A 25,032-nucleotide genomic window follows, 5' to 3' on the forward strand; every position below is an offset into this window, starting at 1 on the left:
CTGTCCTCAAAGCTGTCCTCCATCCCTGCCCGGCCGCAGCATCAGGCGGCGCGCCGCTTCCTCACCTGGGCTGCGGCCATGTCCCGGAGGGCGTATGCCCGGCCGAGCGCCGCCCCGCGGCCGCGCAGCACCGAGTCGCGCAGGGCGCTGCGGGACCGTCCGCGGCTGTGCGCGAGCAGATCTCTGAAGATCGCCTCGTGCCGTTCGGCTATCCGTGCCGGGTCGAACCGGGCCGATGCGGCCAGCGCCGCCCGGCCCATCCGGCGCCGCAGTTCGTCGTTCCCGATGAGTTCCAGCAGCGCACCGGCGATCGCCTCCACATCGCCCGGCGGCACCAGCAGGCCGTCGACGCCGTTGTCGATGATCTCGCGCGGGCCGTTCGGACAGTCGGTCGAGACGACGGGCAGTCCGCAGCGCATCGCCTCGACGATCGCCATGCCGAAGGACTCGAGCCGGGAGGTGGAAGCGGCGATCGAGCCCTTCACCCACTCGGGTTCCAGCGGGCTGACCGAGCCCATCAGGGACACGTGGTCGTCCAGGGCGAGTTCCTTGATGAGGACGCCCAGGGCGCCCTTCTCGTTCCCGGTCGCGTCGCCGCTGCCGTATATCCGCAGCCGCCAGTCGGGGTGCGCTGCGACCACCTTGGCGAAAGCCTGGACCAGCAGGTCGTACCGCTTGACCGGAGTGAGCCTGCCGGCCGCGACGATCACCTTCGCCGAACCGTCGGCCGGCTCGACCGAGGCGGCGGGCACGCTGTTGGGCACGGCGTCTATCCGAACACCGGCGAGCCGCAGCCTGGCGCGGTAGGCCCTGGCGTCTGCCTCTGTGACCGTGGTGATCGCGTCGAGCAGTGCGTACCGGCTGCCCAGCTCGCGCCGCAACCGGTAACCGTGGCTGTCGAGGGTCAGGTGCTCCTGACCGACCCGCACCGGGCCGCGCCCGGTCTGCCGGGCTATGTGCACGTTGAGGCCGGGGCGGGTACCGACGACGACGTCCGCGTCCAGGGACTTCAGGTGCTCGGCTATCCGGGTGTCGGTGAGCCGGCTGTACTGCTTGTGGCGGCTGTCGCCGCTCGCGAAGACCTTCGCCGGAAAGTCGCGGTCGGGATGGTCGCCGTCGAAGTCCGGGCTTCCCTTCCGCAGATCAACCAGGTGACTCATGCGTACGCCCGCCGGTGCGCCCATCATGGGCTGCTCCCGGTGCCGGAAGACCGAGACGACTTCGATGTCGTGGTGCTCCGCGAGCGTCTCGGCGAGGTTGAACGTCGTCCGGATCGTGCCGCCGATTCCATACGCGTTGTGGAGCAGGAACGATATGTGCATGCTCGGATGGATCCCCCTGTTGTGAACTGCCGTTCAGGCCAACGAACAGCAGTGCCATTGTCAGCAAGTACAAGGATCTCACCAGGCGGCCAGGACTTCAGTTCAGATAGGCCTGCCGGGGTACGTCGAAGCGGTTCGCGGCCGTTCACCGCCCCGTGTCACCCATTTGCGCCCGCGCTGCCGGCGGGCGGACGACAGCCCGAGTGAGGCCGGGCAGACAGGAATCCGCGGCATCGGTGACCACATCGCCGCCGCCCCGCCCCGCCCAACTGTCACCGGCAGAGCGGCCGGTCGCCCCTCCCGCTCCGCATCCCCTGCCGGACCCGGCGGACTGCCGGGTGGTCCTTGTCCTCGTGGTTGCGGCCGGGGCGGCGCCGGTGGTGGCGAACTCCGGCGAGGGGCCGAGGTGTTCGGCGGGAAAGCGGCCGAACTGCTCAGCGGCCGGTGCCGGCACCCTTCGGCAGGGCCAGCAGGGCGCCGACGGCGAGGCGGTCCGGGGAGGGCCCGATGACCTTTGCATTGGCCCGGTAGAGGACGCGCCAGCCACCCTTGATCCGGTACCTGCGGGCGAGCGAGCTCAGCGTCTCCCCCCGCTTCACCACATGCGCGCGGCCCTTCAGTCCGTATCTCGCGGAGCACACCGGCCAGGCCTTGAAGCCCTGGGTACGCAGCACTTTCTCCGCGACCGCGATCTGCTCCTCGCGGGTTGCGAGATCGGCGCGTGGGGCGTAGGCGAGCCCGCCGTACTGCTTCCAGGTCGGCTGCCAGAACTGCAGCCCGCCGTAGTAGCCATTGCCCGTATTGACGTGCCATCTCCCGCCGCTCTCGCACTTGGCGAGGCAGTTCCACGGCCAGCCGGTGGCGGCGCAGCCGGGGGCGCCGGAAGCGCTGCCGGACGCTGCCGTGGCTGCGGCGGGGGGCAGGGGCGCGGCCCTGGCGGGCAGCGGCACGGCGATCAGCACGGCAGTGAGCAGGGCGACCGGCCAGAGGCGGAGTGTCGGCATCGGGTCACGCTATGCAGATGCACGGGTCACCGGGCCTGCGCCGCGCGGCTCACGCGTCGGCCCCACCCGGTCGGCCGACCGGACGGGCTCGGCCTGCACCTAGGGTCTGGAGCCGTACCGGGCCCGGAGACCTGCCCCTGCAGGACCTGTGCCCGCGCGCACCCGCACCCGCACGCACCCGCACCCGCACCCGCACCCGCACCCGCACCCGCACCCGGCCAACCATCGTCCCGGTCAGAGGTTTTGACGTGGAGTGAGACGACCGGCGGCGGCCCACCTTCCGCTTCGCGGTTCGATTCCGTTCCCTTTCCTGCGTGACTCCGGCGACGGATCGCCCGTTGTGTTCTGAGAGCCGGGAACCACCCGGCACCGCACCGAGTCCGAGGAGCACCCCTTGCCGCGCATGCTCGACGTCAGTGATGACGTACGCGCCGAGATCGGCGACGAAGAAGCCGACCTGCTGCTCGCCGGCGAGTCCGCGCCGGGCAACTACGACTGCACCTCATGCCGCACCCCGGGCGACTCCGAACAGGAGCGGACCAGCACCGTGCTGTTCGTCGGCAACGAGACGGCCGTGCTCGCCTTCGCCCACGCGTCCTGCATTCCGTCCCAGGTGGTGACGGTGTCCGAGGAGCAGCTCCAGGGCGCCGTCCGCAGCATCACCGCCGAGGAGGGACTCGCGGGACAGCCCAGCCTGCCTGCCCAGGCGGGGCAGCCCGGCGGGCAGGCCGTGCTCGGCGTCACGAGCGGACTCGTGCTTCTCGACGGGGACCTGTTCCCGGCCCTCGTCGTCGAGCCGACCGCACGGATCGCCCGTCCCGGCACCTCCGGACCCGGCGACGACTTCCTGCCGCTTCTCATCGAGCAGGGCTTCATGCCGGTCACGGACCTCACGCGGCGGCCGGCCGGCCTGCCCGGCTGGTCCGTGCTGCTCGCCATGGGTCAGCTGCACGCCGTACTTCAGCCGGGGCCCGGTGGCGGGAGCCCCGTTTCCTGGTGGCAGGCGCACCAGCCGCTCCAGGTCACCGACGGCTGGCGTGCGGCGGTCAACCGGTCGCACACCGTCCTGGTGTACGCGGCCCCGGTCGGCTCCATCGGTCAGCAGCCGCGCGAGGACCTGCTCCGGGACGCCCTGGAGAAGGCCGCGGCCTCCGGGGTGCTCGTAGCGGCCGCGATGCCGCTCGCGGGTACCTGACCGGCCCCCGCGCGCCGGGGGTGCGCCGGGTGCACCGGCCGCACCCCCGGCGATCTGCGATTTCCTCGCCCGGCCCGCATCCGTCGGCCGCCCGGTTCGTTGGCAGATACGTGCATTCATACGATCCCCCCCGCCATCAGCCGATCAGCGGCCAGATTCCCTCGATGCGACCAGCGCGGGACAACCAGGCCGGCCACTTCTCGCACACCCCGATCTACGACGCGCTGTACTCGGAGTACCGCCGGTCCTTCAGGACCCTGCCGGGCGACCGCAGCGGCGAGGAGGATCTGGGGTTCACGGCGTTCGGCATCGGGAGTCACGGCGCCCCGAGCAGCCACGGCGGGTCCTGGCACAGCGCCGCGTGGCACAGCAACCACACCGGACACAACAGCCACGGAAACGGCGCGGGAAACGGGCACGGCGGAACTGGTCACGGCGGAACCGGAAACAGCGGCGGGCGACAGCACCACACCGGGAATCACTTCCCGGCGGCGCTGCCGCCCGCGCCCCGCAGGGGGCTCTGAGCCGTACGCGCGGCCCTACTTCCTCTTCTGCTTGCCGCCACGCTTCTCCCGCACCCGCACCGAAATGTGGATCGGGGTGCCTTCAAAACCGAACTCCTCGCGCAGCCGACGCTCGACGAAACGCCGGTAGCCGTGCTCGAGGAAACCGGAGGCGAAGAGCACGAAGCGGGGCGGCTTGGTGCCTGCCTGGGTACCGAACAGGATGCGCGGCTGCTTGCCACCGCGGATCGGGTGCGGGTGGGAGGCGACGATCTCGCCGAGGAAGGCGTTCAGCCGGCCCGTCGGGATGCGGGACTCCCAGCCCTCCAGGGCGGTCTCGATCGCCGGGACCAGCTTCTCCATGTGGCGGCCGGTCCGGGCCGAGACGTTGACCCGCGGGGCCCACGCGATCTGGGCGAGTTCGGTCTCGATCTCGCGCTCGAGGTAGTAGCGCCGCTCCTCGTCGAGGGTGTCCCACTTGTTGAAGGCGATGACCATCGCGCGGCCCGCTTCGACGGCCATGGTGATGATCCGCTGGTCCTGAACGCTGATGGACTCGCTCGCGTCGATCAGTACGACCGCGACCTCGGCCTTCTCCACGGCGGCGGCGGTACGCAGTGAGGCGTAGTAGTCCGCGCCCTCCTGGAGGTGGACCCGGCGCCGGATACCGGCGGTGTCCACGAACTTCCAGGTGATGCCACCGAGCTCGATCAGCTCGTCGACCGGGTCGCGCGTGGTGCCGGCGATCTCGTTGACGACCACCCGCTCCTCGTTCGCCACCTTGTTGAGGAGGGACGACTTGCCCACGTTCGGGCGGCCGATGAGCGCGATACGGCGCGGGCCACCGATGACGTTGCCGAAGGTCTGCGCCGGGGCCTCGGGCAGGGCCTCCAGAACGGCGTCGAGCATGTCGCCGGTGCCGCGGCCGTGCAGCGAGGAGACGGGGTGCGGCTGGCCGAGCCCCAGCGACCACAGCGACGTCGCGTCCGCCTCACCGCTGGGACCGTCGACCTTGTTCGCGCACAGCACGACGGGCTTGCCGGCCCGGCGCAGCAGCTTGACGACGGCCTCATCGGTGGCGGTGGCGCCGACCGTGGAGTCCACGACGAATACGACCGCATCGGCCGCCTCGATGGCGTACTCGGCCTGGGCGGCGACGGACGCGTCGATGCCGAGCACGTCCTGCTCCCAGCCGCCGGTGTCGACGACCTTGAAGCGGCGGCCGGCCCATTCGGCCTCGTAGGTGACGCGGTCGCGGGTGACGCCGGGCTTGTCCTCGACGACGGCCTCGCGGCGGCCGATGATGCGGTTCACCAGGGTCGACTTGCCGACGTTCGGGCGGCCCACGACGGCGAGGACGGGCAGCGGACCGTGACCGGCCTCGCCGATCGCGCCCTCCACCTCCTCGGCGTCGAAGCCCTCCTGAGCGGCGAGCTCCATGAACTCCGCGTACTCGGCGTCGCCAAGCTCCCCGTGCTCGTCGCCGGAGTGGATCTGGTCGTTCATGAAAGTCCGTACCTCGTTCGTTGCATCATCGATGGACCACAGTCCGCAGCCCACTACTCAAGTCTCGCCTAGCGCCCGGTGAGGCGCTTGGCGTTTTCCAGGTGGGCGGTCAGCCGTTCCTGGATGCGCACCGTGGCTTCGTCCAGCCCCTTGCGCGTACGGCGCCCGCTTCGCTCGCCTGCCTGGAAGGCCTCGCCGAACACGACGTCGACGCGGCTTCGCAGCGGGGGCAGCCCCGGTATCAACCGTCCGTTCCGCTCAGTGCTTCCCAGCACCGCCACCGGAACGATCGGCGCCCCGCTGCGTACCGCGAAGTACGCGAGCCCGGCGCGCAGCGAGGCGAAGTCGCCCTCGCCTCTGGTGCCCTCGGGGAAGATCCCGAGCACCCCGCCGTTCTCCAGTACGCCGAGCGCGTTGGTGATCGCGGCGCGGTCGACGGTCGTACGGTCCACCTTCAGCTGACCGATTCCGCGCAGGAACGGGTCGAGCGGGCCGACGAACGCCTCCTTCTTGATCAGGAAGTGCACCGGGCGGGGGGCGGTGCCCATCAGCATGGGTCCGTCGATGTTGTGCGAGTGGTTGACGGCCAGGATGACCGGTCCCCTCGCAGGAACCCGCCAGGCTCCCAGTACGCGCGGCTTCCACAGCCCGTACATCAGTCCGATGCCGATCCGGCGGCCGACCGCCGCACCCCGCAGGGTGGGTGCGCTCACGCGGCTACCCGCTTCTCCTCGACGAGGGTGACGACACACTCGATGACCTGCTCCAGCGTCAGTGCTGTGGTGTCCACCTCGACCGCGTCGTCCGCCTTCGCGAGCGGCGAGGTCTTGCGGCCGGAGTCGGCCGCGTCCCGCTTGATCAGCGCCTCCCTGGTGGCCGCGAGGCTCAGGGCGTCCTTCCCCTTGAGCTCGCCGCTGCGGCGGGCGGCCCGCGCCTCCGGGGAGGCGGTGAGGAAGATCTTGAGGTCGGCGTCCGGCAGGACGGTGGTGCCGATGTCCCGCCCCTCGACCACGATGCCGCCCTCCGCCGCGGCCGCGATGGACCGCTGCAGCTCGGTGATGCGGGCCCGCACCTCCGGCACCGCGCTCACCGCGCTGACCTTGGTGGTGACCTCCTGGGTGCGGATCGGCCCCGAGGCGTCCATGCCGTCAACGGTGATCGTCGGCGCGGCCGGGTCCGTACCGGACTCGATGGACGGCTTGGCGGCGGCCGTCGCCACCGCGGCGACGTCGGTCACGTCCACACCGCTGGTGATCATCCACCAGGTGATGGCCCGGTACTGGGCGCCCGTGTCCAGGTAGTGCAGCCCGAGCTTGGCGGCCACGGCCCTGGAGGTGCTGGACTTGCCCGTGCCGGAGGGACCGTCGATGGCGACAATCACAGCTGCCGGGGCAGTCCGGGCGACGGTTGCTGCGGTTTCCACGGTGGTGGACACCTTCCTGGTACACGGGGCGGGAGGACGGGCACGCGTAAGCGCCCCCGCCCAAGGTTACCGAGTATTCAAGGCCGCCCGGCACGGACGGTCGCGCCCATCGCCCGCACCCGGGCCGGGCGCGGGTCTACTGCCGGATGGACCAGCCCCGTTCACGCAGGGCCGCCGTCAGGACCGGTACCGCACGGGGCTCCACCATCAGCTGGACCAGGCCCGCCTGCTGCCCGGTCGCGTGCTCGATCCGGACGTCCTCGATGTTGACGCCCGCATGGCCGGTGTCCGCGAAGATCCGGGCCAGCTCGCCCGGCCGGTCGCTGATGAGGACCGCGACGACCTCGTACGTGGTGGGAGCCGCGCCGTGCTTGCCGGGCACCCTGACCCGGCCCGCGTTGCCGCGGCGCAGGACGTCCTCGATGCCCTCGGCGCCGCCGCGGCGCTTGTCCTCGTCCGAGGACTGCAGGGCACGCAGCGCCTGGACCGTCTCGTCCAGGTCGGCCGCGACCCCGGCCAGCACGTCGGCGACCGGTCCCGGGTTGGCCGTGAGGATCTCGACCCACATCCGGGGGTCGGAGGCGGCGATCCTGGTGACGTCGCGGATGCCCTGGCCGCACAGCCGTACCGCCGACTCGTCGGCGCTCTCCAGCCGGGCCGCGACCATGCTCGAGATCAGCTGCGGCGTGTGCGAGACGAGCGCCACCGCCCGGTCGTGCGCGTCCGCGTCCATGACCACCGGCACGGCCCGGCACAGCGCCACCAGCTCCAGAGCGAGGTTGAGCACCTCGGTGTCGGTGTCCCGGGTGGGGGTGAGCACCCAGGGGCGTCCCTCGAAAAGATCGGCCGTGGCGGCCAGCGGGCCGGAACGCTCCTTGCCGGACATCGGGTGCGTACCGATGTACGGCGTGAGGTCGAGGCCCAGCGCCTCCAGCTCGCGGCGTGGGCCGCCCTTGACGCTGGCGACATCGATGTAGCCGCGGGCGATGCCGCGCTGCATGGCGTCGGCCAGGGTCGCCGCGACGTGCGCGGGCGGGACGGCGACGATCGCGAGATCGACGGGTCCTTCCTGCGGCTCGTCCGTACCGGCGCCGAGGGCTGCGGCGGTACGGGCCTGGGCCGGGTCGTGGTCGACCAGGTGGACCACGACCCCCCGCCCGGCGAGGGCGAGGGCGGCGGACGTACCGATCAGGCCGGTTCCGATGACGACAGCGGTTCTCACTGGGCGATGTCCTTGCGGAGGGCGCCCGCGGCGCCGAGGTAGACGTGCGCGATCCGGGACTTGGGCAGGTCCGTCTCGACGTGCGCGAGCACGCGGACGACCCGTGGCATGGCACCTACGATGTCCAGCTCCTGGGCGCAGATCAGCGGTACGTCGATGATGCCCAGCTTGCGGGCGGCGGCGGCCGGAAAGTCGCTGCGCAGATCGGGCGTGGCCGTGAACCAGATGCTGATCAGGTCGTCGGCGGTGAGGCCGTTCCGCTCGAGGACGGCGGTGAGCAGCTCGCTGACCTGCTCGTCCATGTGCCCGGCCTCGTCCCGCTCGAGCTGGACGGCTCCCCGGACCGCTCGTACCGCCACGTCTGCTCCTTGCTCCGTACCTCGGTTGTCCCTGCTGCGATCAGCGTAGTCAGCGGGAGGAGCACAAGGCCCCGGCGCCCGTCCTGCGAGACGGCTGCCGGAGTACGGGACGGGCAGGAACCCGGCGTGCGGGCTGCGGTAGAACGGGGTCATGATCTTTCATGTCGTGTCCCTGGACGAGTGGACGGCCTCACCCGGCCTCCCCTACACCCCCGGCTCCCTGGCCGCGGAGGGTTTTGTGCACTGCTCGCCGGACGAGGACTCGGCACTGGCGATCGCGGACGAGTACTACCGGGAGACGCCCGGCCCCCTGCTGGTGCTGCTGATCGACGAAGCGTTGCTGGACGCCGAGGTCCGCCGCGAGGGCAACGGCGAGAAGTTCTTCCCGCACGTGTACGGACCGATCGACCGGGCCGCCGTGACCGGGATGCTGGAGGTGCGGCGGGACGAGGCGGGCCGGGCGTTGGGCCTGGAGCCGTGGCCCGCCGGATCCTGATGGCGTAGGCCGTCCCGTCCTGTTCCCCTCTGGACGCGCGGGGTGCCGGTCCGGTTGCATGGGGCGACTGCGATGCCCCGCCCCTGGGGGAGGACGCGATGAAACGCTCAGGACCGCTCTTCACCCTGTTGGCCGGTCTGCTCCTCGGACTGTTCATGCTGTCCCTCAACGCCACCACGGGGACGAAGACTTCGTCGTACGGGGAGGGCACGGAGACCGGCGCAAGCCCGTCCCCCAGCGCCCCCGCCGCAGCCGGCACGCCCTCCTCGACCACGCCCACCACCACGCCCAGCGTTACGCCCACCGCCACTCCGTCGGTGACGCCGCCGGGGAAGCCGCCGCCGGACGCCGAGTACTCGGGCCGCACCGAGGACGACACCGCGGCCGTCGCCGTGTCCCTGCGGGACGGGAAGGCGATCGCGTACTTCTGCGACGGGCGAAGCGTGGAGTCCTGGCTGCGCGGCGACGTCCAGGACGACGGCTCTATGCGACTGACCGGCCGGAACGGCGCCACGCTCGAAGGCACCCTGAGCGGCGGCAGGATCGAGGGCACGGTCGAGATCAGCGGCAAGAGCCGGCAGTTCACCGCTCCGCGGGCCGACAAGCCGGGTGGGAGCCTCTACCGCGCCACCGCCGAGGTGGGCGGAGCGAAGCTCGACGGCGGCTGGATCGTCCTTCCCGACGGCCGGCAGGTCGGGATCCTCAAGCGTGACGGCGACCCCGCCCCCGCTCCCCGGATCGATCCCCGGACCGGATCGGTGACGATCGACGGTCAGCAGCTCACCGCCCGCCCCGCCGTCCCCTGAGCGCAGGGAGTGGAGTACGCCATGCCCGTCGATCCCAACGCCCGGACCGCCTCGTTCCCCGGCCCGCCCCGAGCCGCCCACGGCCACGCCCGGCCGAGTCCGGCCCGCTTCCTGGTCCCGGCGCTCGTCGCCGCCGCGGTCGCGGTCGGTCTCGGCGTGTACGGCAGGACCCACGATCCGGCGGGGACCGCCTTCAACCTGGCCGGCTTCAACAGCACCGGAGCGGTCAAGTCCTGGCTGGCCACCGCGGCTTTCGCGTTCGCCCTCGTCCAGGTTGTGTCGGCGCTCGCCATGTACGGCCGGCTGCCGGGGATCCGCGTGGCCTCGTGGACCGCGCCCGCGCACCGGTGGTCGGGCCGGATCGCCTTCCTGCTGACGGTGCCCGTCGCCGTCCACTGCCTGTACGGGCTGGGCTATCAGGCTTACGAATCGCGCGTGATGTGGCACTCGCTGGTGGGGTGCTTCTTCTTCGGGGCATTCAGCGCCAAGATGCTCCTGCTGCGTACGGAGCGGCTGCCCGGCTGGCTGCTGCCGATCGTGGGCGGCCTGACGTTCGCGGCGCTGACAGTGATCTGGCTGACCTCGGCGCTGTGGTTCTTCCGCACCTTCGGGGTGACGACCTAAGGAGACGGCCATGCGGGAAACCACCTGCCGACGGACGGTACTGGCGGCGGGCGCCGCGGTGGCGGGCAGCGCGCTCATCGGCTGCAGCGAGTACAACGAGGGCGACAACGGCGCGGACAGCACCCCGAGGGCGACTTCGGCCACGCAGGCTCAGCCGCCCGGCGGCGAGGAGCTGGCCGCCACGGCGGACATCCCGGTGGGCGGCGGCATGGTGTTCAAGGACCGGAAGATCGTGGTCACGCAGCCCGATGCGGGCGACTTCAAAGCCTTCTCGGCGGTATGCCCCCATCAGGGGTGTCTGGTCGACAAGGTGGCGGACGGCACCATCGACTGCCCCTGCCACGGCAGCAAATTCGCCGTCGCGGACGCCTCGGTCGAGGAGGGGCCGGCCACACGTCCCCTGGAGGAGATGAAGATCACCGTCGATGGGGACACGATCCGTCTGGCGTAAGGCTCCCGCGTGCAGGCCACGCCAGGGGCGCTCCGCTCCCTCGCCGAAGCCTGCAACCGGCCCGCTGCCGAGGAGTTCACGGACTGCGGCCTGTCGCCGAAATTCCGAACACCGCGCAGGGCGGCTGTCGTAGCGTTTGGCCGACCGCAACCGTCCTCGCCGGAGACGCCGCACCATGAACATACTGCTGTCAGGGATAGTCGGCTCCACCGCCTACGGACTGGCCAAACCGGGATCCGACATCGACCGCCTCGGTGTCTTCGCCGCGGACACCGCATCATTCCACGGCCTCCAGCAGCCGACCGCGTCCCACGTCACCACCGGCCCCGACCGCACCCTCCACGAAGCCGCGAAATGGTGCCGGCTCGCCCTCCGCGGCAACCCTTCCGTCATGGAACTCGTCTGGCTCCCGGACGACCTGTACGAAGTGCGCACCCCGCTCGGTGACGAGCTGATCGGCATCCGCAGCAACCTGCTGTCCGCGAAGCGCGTCCGCGACGCCTATCTCGGCTACGCCACCCAGCAGTTCAAGCGCCTTTACGACCGCGGCAACGGATCGCTCTCGGCCGAGACCCGCAATCGCACCGCCAAGCACGCCAGACATCTCCGGCGGCTGTGCCATCAGGGCTTCGAGTTGTACGCCACCGGCCGGCTGCAGATACGTGTCGACGACCCGGAGTCCTACCACCAGTTCGGTGAGGAAGTGGCGGCCGACGCCATGGTCGCCCTCCCGATGCTGAAGGGGTTCGAGCGGCTCTTCGACAAAACGAAGAGCGTCCTGCCCGACCAGCCGGACGAAGCGGCCGCCGAGGCGTGGCTGCACCGCGTCCGCGCCGTCCACTACACGTTCGACTAGATCCATTCAGGGCTGGATCCATTCAGGGCTCCTGCGCCCTGGCCGGCCGCACCGGCAACCGCGACGGACCGCGGCGGTCCGCAGCGGCCCCTCGCGATCGATCCGTCGCGGGTCAGGCGTCCCAGAGCGCCCCGAGCGACAGCAGGTCGCTCCGGTACTCAATGCGGGCCTCCCACTCCCGCGGCCAGGCCCCCGCACCCAGGTGCGCGCCCGCGAAGGCGCCCGCCAGGCAGGCGATCGAATCGGAGTCGCCCTTCGTGCAGGCCGCTCTGCGCAGGGCGGTGACCGGTTCCCCGGGGAAGAGCAGGAAGCACAGCAGTCCCGTCGCGAGTGCCTCCTCGGCGATCCAGCCCTCCCCCGTCGCCAGGCAGGGGTCGGTCTCCGGCGACGGTGTGCGCAGGGCCTGGGCAAGGCGGTCCAGGACGGCCAGGCACTCGTCCCAGCCACGGGATATGAAGACCCCGGGCGAGGCGTCGTGCGCGTACGTCCAGAGGTCGCCGAGCCAGCGCTCGTGGTACCGGGTGCGGTTGTCCATCGCGTACGAACGCAGCTGCCCGACCAGTCCGGTCGGCTCCGCGCCCTGGGCGAGCAGGAACACCGCGCGGGCCGTGAGGTCGCTCGCCGCCAGCGCCGTCGGGTGGCCGTGTGTCAGCGCGGCCTGCATCTGTGCGGCGCCCGCGCGCTGTTCCTCGCTCAGCCCCGGCACGAGCCCGACCGGCGCGACCCGCATATTGGCGCCGCAGCCCTTGGAGCCGACCTGGCTCGCCTCCTGCCAGGGCCGGTCACTGTCCAGGAGCCGGCAGGCGACCATGCAGGTCCGCCCGGGTGCCCGGTTGTTCTCCGGCGAGTGGTACCAGTTCACGAACTCCTCGCGCACCGGCCGGGCCAGCCGCAGCGGGCCCAGCAGCCCTCGGTCCATCGCGGTACGGATGCCCTGGGCCAGCGCGAGGGTCATCTGGGTGTCGTCCGTGACGATCGCGGGCTTGGGCAGGTCCATCTCCCGCCAGGGCCCGAACTTTCCCAGGATGGCGGGCACATCACTGAACTCGGTCGGGAACCCGAGCGCGTCGCCGAGGGCCAGTCCGATCAGCGAGCCGGTGGCCGCTTGCTTGGTACGGGTCAGGGTGCCGTTCATGCCGTTCGTGCCGATCATCGGGGCCGTCCTTCCGGGCGCAGCAGCGGTGGGTGCAGGGCAGTGGCGGGGCCGGCGCGGTAGAGCGCGGCGGGCTTGCCCCGCCCGCCGGTGAGCCGCGCGGCCCCCGCCACCTGTTCGACGAAGCCGGGGGTGGCGAGGACCTTGCGCCGGAAGTTGGGGCGGTCGAGTGCGGTGCCCCAGACCGTCTCGTACACCTGCTGGAGCTCGCCGAGCGTGAACTCGGGCGGGCAGAAGGAGGTCGCGAGGCAGGTGTACTCGAGCTTCGCGCCGATGCGCCCCCGGGCGTCGGCGAGGATCAGGTCGTGGTCGAAGGCGAGGGGTTCGTCCGCGTCTGCGGGAACCCACTGGGCGTGGGCCGCGTCACCGCCGCCACGCGGCTCGGGCAGGTCGGGGACGAGCGCGGTGTACGCGACGGAGACGACCCGCATCCTGGGGTCCCGGTCCGGTTCGCTGTACGTGCGCAGCTGTTCGAGGTGGAGCGCGGCCACCGTGCGCTCCGAGAGGCCGGTCTCCTCGGCGAGTTCGCGTCGGGCGGCCGTCTCCGCGGACTCTCTCGGCAGTACGAAGCCACCGGGCAGCGCCCACGCGCCCGCGTACGGGTCCTGTCCGCGCCGGATGAGCAGGACGTGCAGCCGGCCGCCCCGCACGGTGAAGACGGCGAGGTCGACGGTCACCGCGAAGGGCTCGAAGGCGTGCGGGTCGTAGCCCTCGGGCGAACCGGCGTTCACCGGAGCTCCGGGAGTGGGTCGGTGAAGTGCCAGCCCTCGGCGAGCAGACTGTCCACCGCGGCGACGGCGGTGGCGAGCCGCTCCTGATGGCGGCCGCCGAGCATCAGGAACGGCCGCCCTGTACGGGTCAGTTCCGCGTGGAAGCGTCCGGTCATCCAGGGCCGCAGCTCCGCTCCGCCACGAAGGCCGTCGTCCTCGAAGGGCACGTCCTCGTGGTCGGTGAGCAGCCACAGGTGCTGACGTCCGAGCGCGGCGATCTCGGCGACCTCGGGGTGGCTGCCGCCCAGATAGCGCTCGTGCCAGATGGTGGTCGCGAACGCGTCGGTGTCGCAGAACAGTACGGGCGAGGTGGCCCGGGCGGCAGCGTTCTCCATGCCTTGCTGCTTGCGGGCGATCCGGGGGAAGTCGTCCGCCGAGAATTCGACGCCCTCCCACCGGGCGTCCGGCCAGGTGGCCCGCAGAGAGCCGAGTTTGCGCTCGCTGTAGGTCCGACCGTACTCCGGCACACAGCGGGTCTGTGCCCAGACGCCGCCCCGGCGCTGGAAGTGCTCGGTGAGTGCCCGCGCCATGGTGGTGGTGCCGGTGGACTCGGCACCGAGCACCACGACCCGGCGGGTGAGCGCGGCCCGCACCGGACGTTCCAGGAAGTCCCAGCAGCCGACCGGGGCCTTGCGTACGGCGGTCCCGGAGACCGGGAACACCGTACGGTCGGGGTCGACGCAGACCGGTTCCGCGCCGAAGCGCCGGGCGAGTTCCTCGCCGTACGACTCCGAGGTGAACACCGCATCGACCCGCCCGGGGACGGCCGGCCGGAAGACGGCCATGTGCGCGTCCCAGACGGCGTTGTCGGTGAGGTCCACGGGGATGTCGTCCACGGCCCCGACCACGTCGGCGTACGGGTGCGTCTCACGCATCCAGTTGACGCGGTCCTCGAGCGGGATCGACTCGACCGGGGCACCGCAGACCAGCACGGTGACCCGCTCGCACCGGTCCTCGGCGGTCCGTACGAGATGGTGGTGGCCGGCGTGCGGCGGATAGAACTTGCCGAGGACGAGGCCGTGCTCGTAGCGCTTCATACGAGTGCCTCCGCCACCGGCCGCGCGTCCGGTCCCGCCGAAGGGCGGAGCCAGTCGCGCAGTCCAGCAACGCAAGACGCCAATCGAGGCGTCAGGTGCATCCAGCCATAGGCGTACAGCGGGATTTGGAGTTCTCCTTCACGCAAGCGCAAAGGACTCTCCCCTGAATCGCTCCGGGGAGTTCGACAGGTCATGCCTGTCCAGCGACCACCCTCCCGGCGGCCGGGGCGGGTCCACGATCCGCCCGATGAACGTATCAACGAAGCAATCGCCAAAGGGGTCACGGCTCCCCACCACCCCCGCCGAGGCCGGCCAGTCCACTCGGTGCGCGTGGTGCGGCGCACCGGGAGGACGGATGAACCTGGTCCACCCCCGTGGGTCCAGGTCCACCAGCCGTACCCGGCGAGGGTGATGAAGACGACCTGCAGCCCCGCATCGGCGTACAGGCCGGCCTGGGTGAACAGCAGGATGAAGAAGGCGTTGTTGGCGATGCCTATCGGCCAGTTGGAGATGTGCTGGCGGGCGACGAGCCGGACGCAGAGCGCGCCGCTGCCGAACCCCAGGACCTCGGTCCAGGTGAAGGGGGTGTCCAGCACGGTGAACAACGGCTGCTGCAGAGGGTCCAGTACGTCTGCGAGACTCACGCCCGCCTCCTTTATGGTCACTCTGACTATAAAGGGCTGGCGGTGCCCACCACAAGACACAAAAGCCCGCAGTCGGCCCCCCGTTGTCAGGGAACCGGCCGCGGGCTCGTGCTCTCGGTCCTAGAGACCGACCTCGCGCATCAGCATGCCCACCTCGGTGTTGGTGAGGCGGCGCAGCCAGCCGGACTTCTGGTCGCCCAGCGGGATCGGCCCGAAGTGCGTCCGTACGAGTTTGTCGACCGGGAAGCCGGCCTCCGCGAGCATCCGGCGGACGATGTGCTTGCGGCCCTCGTGGAGGGAGACCTCGACGAGGTAGTTCTTGCCGGTGTTCTCGACGACCCGGAAGTGGTCGGCACGGGCGTAGCCGTCCTCCAGCGGGATGCCGTTCTTCAGCTGCTTGCCGAGGTCGCGCGGGAGCGGGCCCTGGATGGCGGCGAGGTACGTCTTCTTGACGCCGTACTTGGGGTGGGTCAGCCGGTGGGCCAGCTCGCCGTGGTTGGTGAGCAGGATGATGCCCTCGGTCTCCGTGTCGAGCCGGCCGACGTGGAACAGCCGGGTCTCCCGGTTGGTGACGTAGTCGCCGAGGCACTGCCGGCCGTCCGGGTCCTCCATGGTGGAGACGACACCGGCAGGCTTGTTCAGCGCGAAGAACAGGTACGACTGGGTGGCGACCGTCAGGCCGTCCACCTTGATCTCGTCCTTCTCCGGGTCGACCCGCTTGCCCTGTTCGAGCACGATCTCGCCGTTGACCTCGACGCGGGCCTGCTCGATCAGTTCCTCGCACGCCCGGCGCGAGCCCATGCCGGCCCGGGCGAGGACCTTTTGCAGCCGCTCGCCCTCCTGCTCGGCCCCGGGGAACGTCTTGGGGGTCTTGACCTGCGGCTTGTTGTGGCGCTCCCGGTTGCGCTCCTCGATCCGGGCGTCGAGCTCGCGCGGGCGGGCCGGACCGCTCTGCGGCCGGCCACCGCCGGAGCGGCGCGGGGCGCCGCTCTTGCCGCCCGCGGGTGCCTTGGGTCCGCCCTTGGCACCGCCGCGGGCGGACGCGCCCCTGCCCCGCTCCGCGGGCTTGTCGGCGGATCCTCCGCCTACGTCGTAACGGCGCTCCTCGGGGCGGGGACGGTCGCGCTTCTGCTTGTCGTCACGCCCGTCACGCCCGGAGCCCGCACCCCGCTGGTTCCGGTTGCCGCTTCCGCTGTTCCTGCCGCTGCTTTGCATTAAAGTTCCGTCTTGTCGTCTGCTTCGGTGTCCGGTGCGTCCGGGTCGAACGACGGAACACCTTCCTGCGTCTCGGCCTCGATCGCGTCCGCCTCCGGAAGGAAGGGCGCGAGCTCCGGGAGCTCGTCCAGGCCACGCAGGCCCATTCGCTCCAAGAAGTAGTTCGTCGTCCTGTACAGGATCGCACCTGTTTCGGGTTCCGTCCCCGCCTCCTCCGCCAGACCGCGCTGGAGGAGCGTCCGCATCACGCCGTCACAGTTCACTCCGCGTACGGCTGAGACCCGCGAACGGCTCACCGGCTGGCGGTAGGCGACCACGGCAAGCGTCTCGAGGGCGGCCTGTGTGAGCCGGGCCTGCTGTCCGTCCAGGACGAAGCCCTCGACGGCCTCGGCGTACTCGGGGCGGGTGTAGAACCGCCATCCCCCGGCGATCAGCCTCAGGTCGAAGCCGCGTCCCTGCACGGTGTACTCGTCCGACAGCTCGCGCAGCGCGTCCGCCACCGCGCGGCGCGGCCGCTCGAGGATCTTGGCGAGGTGCTCCTCCGTGGCGGGTTCGTCCACGACCATGAGCACCGCTTCGAGGGCGGGCTTGAGGCCGAGATCGGCGACCGTGCCCGGTCCCGCCGGAATCTCCTCGCTCACGGCTTCTCCTCCCGGTTCTGCCGAACCTCTTGATCGAACTCGTCCGTCACGGCCGGCTGCGCCCCGTCGCCGCCCGTCCAGCGGACCATGAGGGAGCCGAGCGCCTCCTCCTGGTCGAGGACCACTGCCTTTTCCCGGTACAGCTCCAGCAGGGCCAGGAAGCGCGCCACGACGGTCAGGGTGTCCGGCGCGTCCTCGGTGAGCGTACGGAAGCTCGCCTCCCCGTGCTCGCGCAGGCGTGCGACCAGCACGTCGGCCTGCTCGCGCACACTGACCAGCGGCGCGTGGATGTGGTCGACGTACACCTGCGGCTTCGCCCTGGGCTGCATCGCCTTCACCGCGAGCCTGGCGAAACCCTCCGCGCCGATGCTGATGACCACCTCGGGCAGCAGCTCGGCGTGGTGGGGCTCCAGCCCCACGGTCCGCGGGTAGCGCTTGCCCTCCGCGTCCAGCCGCGCGCTGAAGATGTCGGCGATCTGCTTGTACGCCCGGTACTGCAGCAGCCGCGCGAAGAGCAGGTCCCTCGCCTCCAGGAGGGCGAGGTCGGCCTCGTCCTCCACCTCGGCGGCGGGCAGCAGCCGGGCGGCCTTGAGGTCGAGCAGCGTCGCCGCCACCACCAGGAACTCGGTGGTCTGGTCCAGATCCCAGTCGGCGCCCATGGCACGGATGTGGGCCATGAACTCGTCGGTGACCTTGGACAACGCGACTTCCGTCACGTCCATCTTGTGCTTGGAGATCAGCTGCAGCAGCAGATCGAAGGGGCCCTCGAAGTTGGCCAGCCGGACGGTGAACCGACCGTCCCCGGCCGAGAGCTGCTGGTTTCCGGCCGCGCGCGGCGCGGGGTGGGTTGCCGCCTCCGGGTGCGTTGGCGGTTCCGGCTCGGGGGCCGGTTCCGGGGGTCGGGCGGACGCCTCTGCCGCGAGGTCGCGCGCGCCGCCGGCGAGGGGGCGGCGGCGGTCGGGGAAACCGCGGGCCTCTCGCCGCTCTGGGGACGGGGCGGGACCGGGCAGTTCCTCCGGCGTCTCCTCGCCCTCTGCCGCCGGCAGCACCTCGGGCTCGGTCTCGCCTTCCGAAGGCGCCGGCAGGTCCACCCCGGGGCCACGGCCCAGGCTGCGGCGCGGTGCGCGGGCGGGCCGGGCGGAGGCCGGGTCTTCGGGCTGGGGCATCGCGGTCCAGGGTGCGGGGGATCAGCGGGCGGGCAGCCCGTACGAGTGGGCAGGCTACCGGCGCTGGGGGTGTCCGGTCGATCAGGGCCGGATCAGGGAGCGGGGGCCGGTGCCGTGGATCGCACGCCGGAGGCGGAGGCCTGTGCGGAGCGTCGGCGGCCGACGACAACGCGGCGAGGCCCGGAACTCCGCGGAGCAAGGCTCATGCACTGTGACCGCGCGAGCCCCGGCGCAATCGGCCGGACGCCCCCTTGGCCGGTCAGCGCCCGCGCAGGCGCCGTACGAGGATGCTCGCGTCGCCGCGCGACTCCAGGTCCGCGAGGACGACGGCGACCGCCTCACGCACGATCCGCCCGCGGTCGACAGCGAGGCCGTGCTCACCGCGCAGGACGAGCCGCGCGTGCTCGAGGTCCATCAGCTCCTCGGCGGAGACATAGACCGTGATCTTCTCGTCGTGCCGTTCCCGACCGCTGGGCCGTCGGTTGGCGCCCCGGCCGCGGCGGCGCTGCTGCCCGCCGCCGGACGCCCCGGCGGAAGCCGCCTGAGCCGCCTGAGCCGGCACGGGCCGTGTGCCAGAACCTTCCTGCGGCCGGCGCCCGGTCGCGGCGGCGGTCTGCTCCGCGTCCGCCGCCCTGCTGCGCGGCTCGCCGGAGTCGGCGTCCGCGGCGGAGTGCTCCGCGGCCTCGCCGCTCTGCGCCGCCGCCGGCTCCGGCACGGGATCGCTCTCACCGGCCGGCGCCGGCACCCTCGCTTCGCCGTTCACGCCGCGCCGCGGCGACGACGACTGAAGTGCCATCCCCCCGGTCGTACGGAACAGTTCGTCGGCCCCCGGCAGACTCACTCGGCGTGACACCGGGCGAGCACCTCCCTGGCGAGCTGGCGATAAGCGGCGGCACCGACGGAGTTGGAGGCGTACGTGGTGATGGGCTCGCCGGCGACCGTGGTCTCCGGGAAGCGCACGGTCCGGCCGATCACCGTGTGGTAGACGTGGTCGTCGAAAGCCTCGACGACGCGCGCCAGCACCTCACGGCTGTGCACCGTGCGGGAGTCGTACATGGTGGCGAGAATGCCGTCGAGTTCCAGGTCGGGGTTCAGTCGCTCCTGGACCTTCTCGATGGTCTCGGTCAGCAGCGCCACACCGCGCAGCGCGAAGAACTCGCACTCCAGTGGCACGATCACCTTGTGTGCCGCCGTCAGGGCGTTGACCGTCAGCAGGCCCAGCGAGGGCTGACAGTCGATCACGATGTAGTCGTAGTCGGCCATCAGCGGCTTGAGGGCGCGCTGCAGCGTCGACTCACGGGCCACCTCGCTGACCAACTGCACTTCCGCGGCCGAGAGGTCGATATTGCTCGGCAGCAGGTCCATGTTGGGCACGGCGGTCTTCAGCAGGACCTCGTCGGCCGACATGCCCCGCTCCATGAGCAGGTTGTAGACGGTGAGGTCGAGCTCCATCGGGTTGACGCCGAGGCCGACCGACAGGGCTCCCTGCGGGTCGAAGTCGACGAGCAGCACCCGGCGTCCGTACTCGGCGAGCGCGGCACCCAGGTTGATGGTGGACGTCGTCTTGCCGACGCCGCCCTTCTGGTTGCACATCGCGATGATCTTCGCCGGGCCGTGGTCCGTCAACGGGCCCGGGATCGGGAAGTAGGGCAGTGGCCGTCCGGTCGGGCCGATCCGCTCACGGCGCTGACGGGCCGCGTCGGGCGCCAGGGTGGCCGCGTACTCGGGATCGGGCTCGTACTCGGCGTCGGGGTCGTAGAAGTGCCCCTCGGGGACTTCGTCGTAGTCGGCGAAGCCGGTGGGCTCTCGGCCGCTCCGGTCGCCGGCCATGGCGTTCACGTGTTGGCCGTCCATGCTCTGGTGGGCTGTCGTCATGTGCTGGTGGTTTGCGAAGGTGCGGACAGCGACGGAGCCGACAGCCTCGAGCCCGCCAGGGCCCTGGCCCCGCGCTGGGGGCACCTCCCCCGCGCCCGCAGGGCGTAGGGGGGGGATTCCTGGTTGACCACCCCCGGGAGTAAATGTCGACTCATTCACAAGTCGTCTTACCTCCTTGGACGTGACCAGGAAACTTATCGATAGGTCAGCGTGGCACCATGCCGACGGTTGGCGACTCTATGGCGTGTCACCGCTCCGCAGCAACACAATCCGCCGGACCCGGCACGATGTGTCGGCAACCGAACGCCCCTCTGTCAAGGGCGTACGGCCTGTCACTGCGAAATTTCGCGAGTGTGCGAAACGGTTAAAGGGTTACGTTCGAGGCGAGTTGAGCGAGCTTCGCAAACTGTCCCGATACGCATCCGGCCGGACCCTGCGAGGCAAGGTCCGGCCGGATGCGTGAGGTTGACGGTGCGTGTTGACGCGTCAGCCGAGCAGCGTGTGCAGTTCGACCGTGTCGAGCCCGTGCGCCTCGGCCACCGGACCGTAAACGACCTGGCCCTCATGGGTGTTGAGGCCCTTGGCGAGCGCGGGGTCACGACGCAGCGCCTCGACCCAGCCGTTGTTGGCCAGCGACACGATGTAAGGCAGCGTGGCGTTGGTCAGTGCGTAGGTGGACGTGTTCGGGACCGCGCCGGGCATGTTGGCGACGCAGTAGAAGACCGAGTTGTGGACCTGGAAGGTCGGCTCGGCGTGGGTGGTCGGACGCGAGTCCTCGAAGCAGCCGCCCTGATCGATTGCAATGTCGACAAGTACACTTCCGGGCTTCATTCGGGAGACGAGCTCGTTGGTGACCAGCTTCGGGGCCTTCGCGCCCGGGATGAGCACGGCGCCGATCACGAGGTCGGCCTCGAGGACCGCCTTCTCGAGTTCGAAGGCGTTGGACATGATCGTCTGGATCTTCGTACCGAAGATCTTGTCCGCCTCACGCAGCTTGTTGATGTCGCGGTCGAGCAGCGTGACGTGGAAGCCCATGCCGATGGCGATCTGCGCCGCGTTCCAGCCGGAGACACCGCCACCGATCACCACGGCCTTCGACGCCTGCGTGCCGGGGACGCCGCCGGGGAGCACACCACGGCCGCCGACCGAGCGCATCAGGTGGTACGCGCCGACCTGCGGGGCGATCCGGCCGGCCACCTCGGACATCGGGGCGAGGAGCGGAAGCGCGCGGCCGGCGGTCTCCACCGTCTCGTACGCGATGGCGGTGGTGCCGGACTCCAGCAGCGCGTCCGTGCACTCGCGCGACGCGGCGAGGTGCAGGTAGGTGAAGAGCGTCTGGTCCTTGCGGAGGCGGTGGTACTCCTCGGCGATGGGCTCCTTGACCTTCAGCACCAGGTCTGCGGTGGCCCAGACCTCGTCGGCGGTGCCGAGGATCTGCGCGCCGGCGGAGACGTACTCCACGTCCGTGATCGAGGAGCCGACGCCGGCGTTCTGCTCGACGAAGACCTGGTGGCCGTTGCGGACGAGCTCATGCACTCCGGCGGGGGTGATGGCCACCCGGAACTCGTTGTTCTTGACCTCGCGGGGGATGCCGACCTTCACGTCGATCACGGTCCTTGGCTCAGGGAATTTACGGGGGCAATTCCATACATACCCGGATGCGCGACGGCACATCGGGATACACCGCAGGAACATGCGGCAGAGCCAGTCTAATGAAGGACTTCTCGCTGTCTAGCCTTACAAAGCATCAATCCTCAAGGAAACCACTACGGATTTCGCAGGTAACAGGGTCATCTTCCAACAGTCTTTCGGCTGTAGCGCGGTGCAGCCGGCCCGCCGCCGGGTCACCCAGCCGGTCGAGGGTGTCGGCCAGCCGCAGCTGGAGTGCCGCCTGAAGTCGCACGTCACCGGCCCGACGCGCGAGATCCACCGCCTCCCGGCAGGTGTGCAGCGATTCCGTGGGCCGGCCGGCGTACTCCTGCACCCGCGCCATCTCACTCAACGCCCGCGCATGGCCCGCGAGATCGCCGAGCCTGCGATGCCCGGCCGCGGACGCGCGCCAGTTCCGCAGCGCCTCGCCGTAGCGGCCCGCGTAGGTGTGCACGGTGCCGAGCCGTCCGTACAACCGGGCCTCGTCGGCCCGCTCGCCGCGGGCCAGCCGCTGCGTGAGCGCCCTGCCGTACCAGTCGGCGGCCCGCTGCCAGTCCTCCAGCTCCTGGTACGCGCCGCCTACGGATTCCATCGCCCGGCCGGTCGCGTACGGGTCATTCGCCGCACGTCCCGCGTCCAGCGCGGCGCGGTAGCGGGCCAGCGCCTCCCGCGTACGCCCGGTCTGCGCGTCCAGATCGGCCAGATTCAGCAGCGCCGCGGCCTTCTCGCGGTGCAGTCCGCGCCGGTCGGCCACATCGAGGACCAGCCGGTGCAGCCCGTACAGCTCGGGGGCCGCGGCCTCGGTTCCGCGGTGCGCGGCCAGCGCCCGCACCAGGGCGGACACCAGCCGCCGCGCCAGGGTGTCCAGCTCGCCGTCGGCGACCGCAGCCTCCGCGGCGGCCAGCAGCGCGGGCCGGCGCGTCCGCAGCCAGTCGGCGGCCGCCTGCCGGTTCGGGAAGCGCAGACCTCGGGGCAGTCCGGCCAGTTTCCGGCGGGCGGCGGATCCGTCGGGCTCGGTGATCGCGCGGCACGACTGCAGCAGGCGTACGTTCCGCTCCAGCATCCGGGCCCGGGCCAGCTGCACCTCCGCCAAGCGCTCCTGCGCCTCCATCGCGGCCCGGATCATCGGCACGAGGCAGCCCGGGACCGCGTACTGCGGCGGGACAGACCCGGCGGGCCGCAGCAGGCCGAGCACGGCGAAGTCGTCCAGGGTGGAATCGGCGGCAGAGATCGAGCAGCCCGCGAGGGCGGACGCGGTGTGCGCGTCGACGAGACCGGCGGGCGCCAGCGCCAGGAGTCGCAGTATCCGCGCGGCGGGCTGAGCGAGGCTTTCGTACGAGAGCCGGAAGGCACGGCCGACCGGCCCGTGCTCGCCCGGCATGGCGCGCAGCTGTCTGACCACGTCCGCGACAGAAACCTCGGGGCGGGCGGCCAGCCGGCCGCCGACCAGCACGAGCGCCGCGGGCTGCCCGGCGCACTCCTCGGCGAGCGCCTCGGCGGCGCGCGGGTCGACCTTGATCCGGACCGAACCGGTGAAACGGCTCAGCAGCTCCACGGCCGAAGGCGTGTCCAGGCCGCCGAGCGTGCACGGCCGGACATCGGGGATGCCCGTCAGCGGACCCCGCGCGGTGGCGACGACCAGGCAGTCGGGGTTGTCGGGCAGCAGCATGTCCACCTGCTCGGCATCCGCGGCGTCGTCGAGGAGCAGCAGCACACGGCGTGCGGCGAGCGCCTCGCGCAGCGATTCGGCCAACTCGTCCTCGCCGGCGCCGGGCGGCGTGGGGAGGTCCAGGGCGCCGAGCAGTTCACGGGCGGTGCGGTCGGTGGGGACGGGTTGCCCGCCGGAGTCGGTCAGCCGGGCGTACAGCACACCGTCCGCGTAGTCCTTCTCGAGCTGTCCGGCGAGTTCCTCCGCGAGCGCGGTCCGCCCCGACCCGGGACGGCCCGCGATCAGGAGCACTCGGGCCCGCGGTGCCTTGCGCCCGGAGATGGTGTCGAGCCCTGCCCGCTCGATGTCGGCCCTGAGAGCCTGCAGCTCCCGCCCCCGCCCGAAGAACCAGCCGTGCTCCCCACCACCGCCTCCAGAGCCGGGTCCGCCGCCCCGTGCGGCCGAGCCCGTACCGGAGTGCTGTTCGGGGCGTCCGGCGGTGGGGGCCGGACGGGCGTTCGAGGGCGCCGCACCGACCGCGGACCCGTCCGGCCCGTGCTCGGTGTCCGTCGCTTCGGACACCGCCTCCGGGCCGTTGGTGTCCACCGCCTGATCCGCCACGGGCCACACTCCCGTCCACCTGCGCACGAGCCCGCCCGGGGACTCCGGTCGGGGGATTCCGAGCGTAGTTCACGCTGAGCGACGAACCCGGCAGAGCAGGGCGGGCACATCGCCCGATCGGATCAACCGATCGTCAGATCAACTGCTCCATCTGCCGCACGACCCGTCATGCCTCGAACGGCCGGGCAGGCCAAGGCGCCTGCGCCGGGCGCAACGCGTCCACGCCGTCGCCCGCCAGCGCCGCGCCGAGCGCCAGGACTCCCACCGCCAGGCAGTTGTTGTGCAGGTCGCCGGCGAGCACTCCCCTGACCAGGTCCTGCAGCGGCACTCGGGCCAGCTGCATGTCGGCCTCCTCCTCGGCGACCTCGAAGCGCGCGCCCTCGGCCTCCGACAGATCGCGGGCCAGGAAGATCCGTACCGCTTCGTCGCAGCCGCCGGGCGTCGTGTAGACGTCGGCCAGCACCCGCCAGTCCTCGGCCTTGACGTGCGCCTCCTCGTACAACTCGCGCTGCGCCGCGTGCAACGGGTTCTCCCCCGGGACGTCGAGCAGCCCGGCCGGGATCTCCCACAGCTTGTGGCGCACGGGGTGCCGGTACTGGTTGACCACGACGACCCGGCCCTCCTCGTCGAGGGCGAGGACGGCCACGGAACCCGGATGGACCTGGTAGTCACGGCGGGCGACCGAACCGTCGGGCATGACCACGTCGTCCGTGCGGACGCTGGTCTTGTTGCCCTTGAAAGGGGTCGCCGTCGCGATGACCCGCCACTCCTCGGGCGTGTCCTTGATGATCATGCGGTGTCCTCGATGGTCATGAACGTCCTTCCACACACAGAAAACCGGGGGA

The 25,032-nt window shown here is 71.3% G+C and carries 26 protein-coding genes; 7 read left to right on the forward strand and 19 right to left on the reverse strand.

Annotated elements, in window-relative coordinates:
* Positions 1–41: 41 nt before the first annotated feature.
* A complete protein-coding gene (locus tag AB0M62_RS09335; RefSeq protein WP_366073500.1) occupies positions 42–1,322 on the reverse strand; it encodes a glycosyltransferase family 4 protein in 1,281 nt (426 codons plus the stop codon).
* 434 nt (positions 1,323–1,756) lie between these two features.
* Complete coding sequence (locus AB0M62_RS09340; protein ID WP_366073501.1) at positions 1,757–2,326, reverse strand: transglycosylase family protein; 570 nt, start codon at positions 2,324–2,326, stop codon at positions 1,757–1,759.
* A 394-nt stretch (positions 2,327–2,720) separates the two neighbouring features.
* Here AB0M62_RS09340 and AB0M62_RS09345 point away from each other — a divergent pair, with 394 nt between their 5' ends.
* Positions 2,721–3,521 carry a hypothetical protein gene (locus AB0M62_RS09345; protein ID WP_366073502.1) on the forward strand — a complete coding sequence of 267 codons (801 nt, stop codon included), beginning with the start codon at positions 2,721–2,723 and terminating at the stop codon, positions 3,519–3,521.
* 110 nt (positions 3,522–3,631) lie between these two features.
* Positions 3,632–4,045 carry a hypothetical protein gene (locus tag AB0M62_RS09350; RefSeq protein ID WP_366073503.1) on the forward strand — a complete coding sequence of 138 codons (414 nt, stop codon included), beginning with the start codon at positions 3,632–3,634 and terminating at the stop codon, positions 4,043–4,045.
* 15 nt (positions 4,046–4,060) lie between these two features.
* Here AB0M62_RS09350 and der read toward each other — a convergent pair whose 3' ends face one another.
* The 5 genes from der to aroH all read right to left on the reverse strand — a co-directional run bounded on the left by der (position 4,061) and on the right by aroH (position 8,534).
* Positions 4,061–5,530 (reverse strand): ribosome biogenesis GTPase Der, encoded by a 1,470-nt coding sequence (gene der / locus AB0M62_RS09355; protein WP_366073504.1) that lies wholly within the window; start codon positions 5,528–5,530, stop codon positions 4,061–4,063.
* A gap of 68 nt (positions 5,531–5,598) precedes the next feature.
* Positions 5,599–6,186, reverse strand: coding sequence for a lysophospholipid acyltransferase family protein (locus AB0M62_RS09360; RefSeq protein ID WP_366073553.1), 588 nt, complete (start codon positions 6,184–6,186; stop codon positions 5,599–5,601).
* 53 nt (positions 6,187–6,239) lie between these two features.
* A complete protein-coding gene (gene cmk / locus AB0M62_RS09365) occupies positions 6,240–6,965 on the reverse strand; it encodes a (d)CMP kinase (RefSeq protein ID WP_366073505.1) in 726 nt (241 codons plus the stop codon).
* Positions 6,966–7,089: 124 nt separating this feature from the next.
* On the reverse strand, positions 7,090–8,175 hold the full coding sequence (locus tag AB0M62_RS09370) for a prephenate dehydrogenase (protein ID WP_366073506.1): 1,086 nt from the start codon (positions 8,173–8,175) through the stop codon (positions 7,090–7,092).
* Positions 8,172–8,534 (reverse strand): chorismate mutase, encoded by a 363-nt coding sequence (gene aroH, locus AB0M62_RS09375; RefSeq protein WP_366073507.1) that lies wholly within the window; start codon positions 8,532–8,534, stop codon positions 8,172–8,174. Before aroH ends, AB0M62_RS09370 begins: the two co-directional genes overlap by 4 nt.
* Positions 8,535–8,685: 151 nt before the next feature.
* On the opposite strand from aroH, the gene AB0M62_RS09380 reads away from it, so the two are divergent.
* The 5 genes from AB0M62_RS09380 to AB0M62_RS09400 all read left to right on the forward strand — a co-directional run bounded on the left by AB0M62_RS09380 (position 8,686) and on the right by AB0M62_RS09400 (position 11,767).
* Positions 8,686–9,030, forward strand: a complete 345-nt coding sequence (locus AB0M62_RS09380) for a DUF952 domain-containing protein (RefSeq protein WP_366073508.1) — start codon at positions 8,686–8,688, stop codon at positions 9,028–9,030.
* Positions 9,031–9,128: 98 nt separating this feature from the next.
* A complete protein-coding gene (locus AB0M62_RS09385) occupies positions 9,129–9,836 on the forward strand; it encodes a hypothetical protein (RefSeq protein WP_366073510.1) in 708 nt (235 codons plus the stop codon).
* Between the two features lie 21 nt (positions 9,837–9,857).
* Positions 9,858–10,460 carry a DUF6529 family protein gene (locus AB0M62_RS09390; RefSeq protein WP_366073511.1) on the forward strand — a complete coding sequence of 201 codons (603 nt, stop codon included), beginning with the start codon at positions 9,858–9,860 and terminating at the stop codon, positions 10,458–10,460.
* Between the two features lie 10 nt (positions 10,461–10,470).
* On the forward strand, positions 10,471–10,911 hold the full coding sequence (locus tag AB0M62_RS09395) for a Rieske (2Fe-2S) protein (RefSeq protein WP_366073512.1): 441 nt from the start codon (positions 10,471–10,473) through the stop codon (positions 10,909–10,911).
* Between the two features lie 175 nt (positions 10,912–11,086).
* Entirely contained in the window at positions 11,087–11,767 is a 681-nt protein-coding gene (locus AB0M62_RS09400; RefSeq protein ID WP_366073513.1) for a nucleotidyltransferase domain-containing protein, read from the forward strand.
* 112 nt (positions 11,768–11,879) lie between these two features.
* Here AB0M62_RS09400 and AB0M62_RS09405 read toward each other — a convergent pair whose 3' ends face one another.
* From AB0M62_RS09405 to AB0M62_RS09460, 12 genes are all read right to left on the reverse strand, one after another.
* Complete coding sequence (locus tag AB0M62_RS09405) at positions 11,880–12,920, reverse strand: ADP-ribosylglycohydrolase family protein (protein ID WP_366073514.1); 1,041 nt, start codon at positions 12,918–12,920, stop codon at positions 11,880–11,882.
* The gene (locus tag AB0M62_RS09410; protein ID WP_366073515.1) at positions 12,917–13,651 is read right to left on the reverse strand and encodes an NUDIX domain-containing protein; all 735 of its coding nucleotides are present in this window, start codon (positions 13,649–13,651) and stop codon (positions 12,917–12,919) included. The genes AB0M62_RS09405 and AB0M62_RS09410 overlap by 4 nt, the downstream gene beginning before the upstream one ends.
* Complete coding sequence (locus AB0M62_RS09415; protein WP_366073516.1) at positions 13,648–14,727, reverse strand: AAA family ATPase; 1,080 nt, start codon at positions 14,725–14,727, stop codon at positions 13,648–13,650. The genes AB0M62_RS09410 and AB0M62_RS09415 overlap by 4 nt, the downstream gene beginning before the upstream one ends.
* Positions 14,724–15,371, reverse strand: a complete 648-nt coding sequence (pnuC, locus tag AB0M62_RS09420) for a nicotinamide riboside transporter PnuC (protein WP_366073517.1) — start codon at positions 15,369–15,371, stop codon at positions 14,724–14,726. The genes AB0M62_RS09415 and pnuC overlap by 4 nt, the downstream gene beginning before the upstream one ends.
* Positions 15,372–15,491: 120 nt before the next feature.
* On the reverse strand, positions 15,492–16,586 hold the full coding sequence (locus AB0M62_RS09425) for a pseudouridine synthase (RefSeq protein ID WP_366073518.1): 1,095 nt from the start codon (positions 16,584–16,586) through the stop codon (positions 15,492–15,494).
* Positions 16,586–17,227: an SMC-Scp complex subunit ScpB gene (scpB, locus tag AB0M62_RS09430; protein ID WP_366073519.1), complete on the reverse strand. Its 642-nt coding sequence runs from the start codon at positions 17,225–17,227 to the stop codon at positions 16,586–16,588. The genes AB0M62_RS09425 and scpB overlap by 1 nt, the downstream gene beginning before the upstream one ends.
* The gene (locus AB0M62_RS09435) at positions 17,224–18,393 is read right to left on the reverse strand and encodes a segregation/condensation protein A (RefSeq protein WP_366073520.1); all 1,170 of its coding nucleotides are present in this window, start codon (positions 18,391–18,393) and stop codon (positions 17,224–17,226) included. The genes scpB and AB0M62_RS09435 overlap by 4 nt, the downstream gene beginning before the upstream one ends.
* Positions 18,394–18,652: 259 nt before the next feature.
* Positions 18,653–19,234 carry a hypothetical protein gene (locus tag AB0M62_RS09440; RefSeq protein ID WP_366073554.1) on the reverse strand — a complete coding sequence of 194 codons (582 nt, stop codon included), beginning with the start codon at positions 19,232–19,234 and terminating at the stop codon, positions 18,653–18,655.
* Entirely contained in the window at positions 19,231–20,385 is a 1,155-nt protein-coding gene (locus tag AB0M62_RS09445) for a ParA family protein (RefSeq protein ID WP_366073555.1), read from the reverse strand. The genes AB0M62_RS09440 and AB0M62_RS09445 overlap by 4 nt, the downstream gene beginning before the upstream one ends.
* A gap of 369 nt (positions 20,386–20,754) precedes the next feature.
* The gene (ald, locus tag AB0M62_RS09450; RefSeq protein WP_366073556.1) at positions 20,755–21,870 is read right to left on the reverse strand and encodes an alanine dehydrogenase; all 1,116 of its coding nucleotides are present in this window, start codon (positions 21,868–21,870) and stop codon (positions 20,755–20,757) included.
* Positions 21,871–22,015: 145 nt separating this feature from the next.
* Positions 22,016–23,953 carry a tetratricopeptide repeat protein gene (locus AB0M62_RS09455; protein WP_366073557.1) on the reverse strand — a complete coding sequence of 646 codons (1,938 nt, stop codon included), beginning with the start codon at positions 23,951–23,953 and terminating at the stop codon, positions 22,016–22,018.
* 400 nt (positions 23,954–24,353) lie between these two features.
* Positions 24,354–24,980 (reverse strand): NUDIX hydrolase, encoded by a 627-nt coding sequence (locus AB0M62_RS09460; protein WP_366073521.1) that lies wholly within the window; start codon positions 24,978–24,980, stop codon positions 24,354–24,356.
* Positions 24,981–25,032: the final 52 nt, after the last annotated feature.

The sequence above is a fragment of the Streptomyces sp. NPDC051219 genome, from assembly GCF_040682335.1.
Lineage (GTDB): Bacteria > Actinomycetota > Actinomycetes > Streptomycetales > Streptomycetaceae > Streptomyces.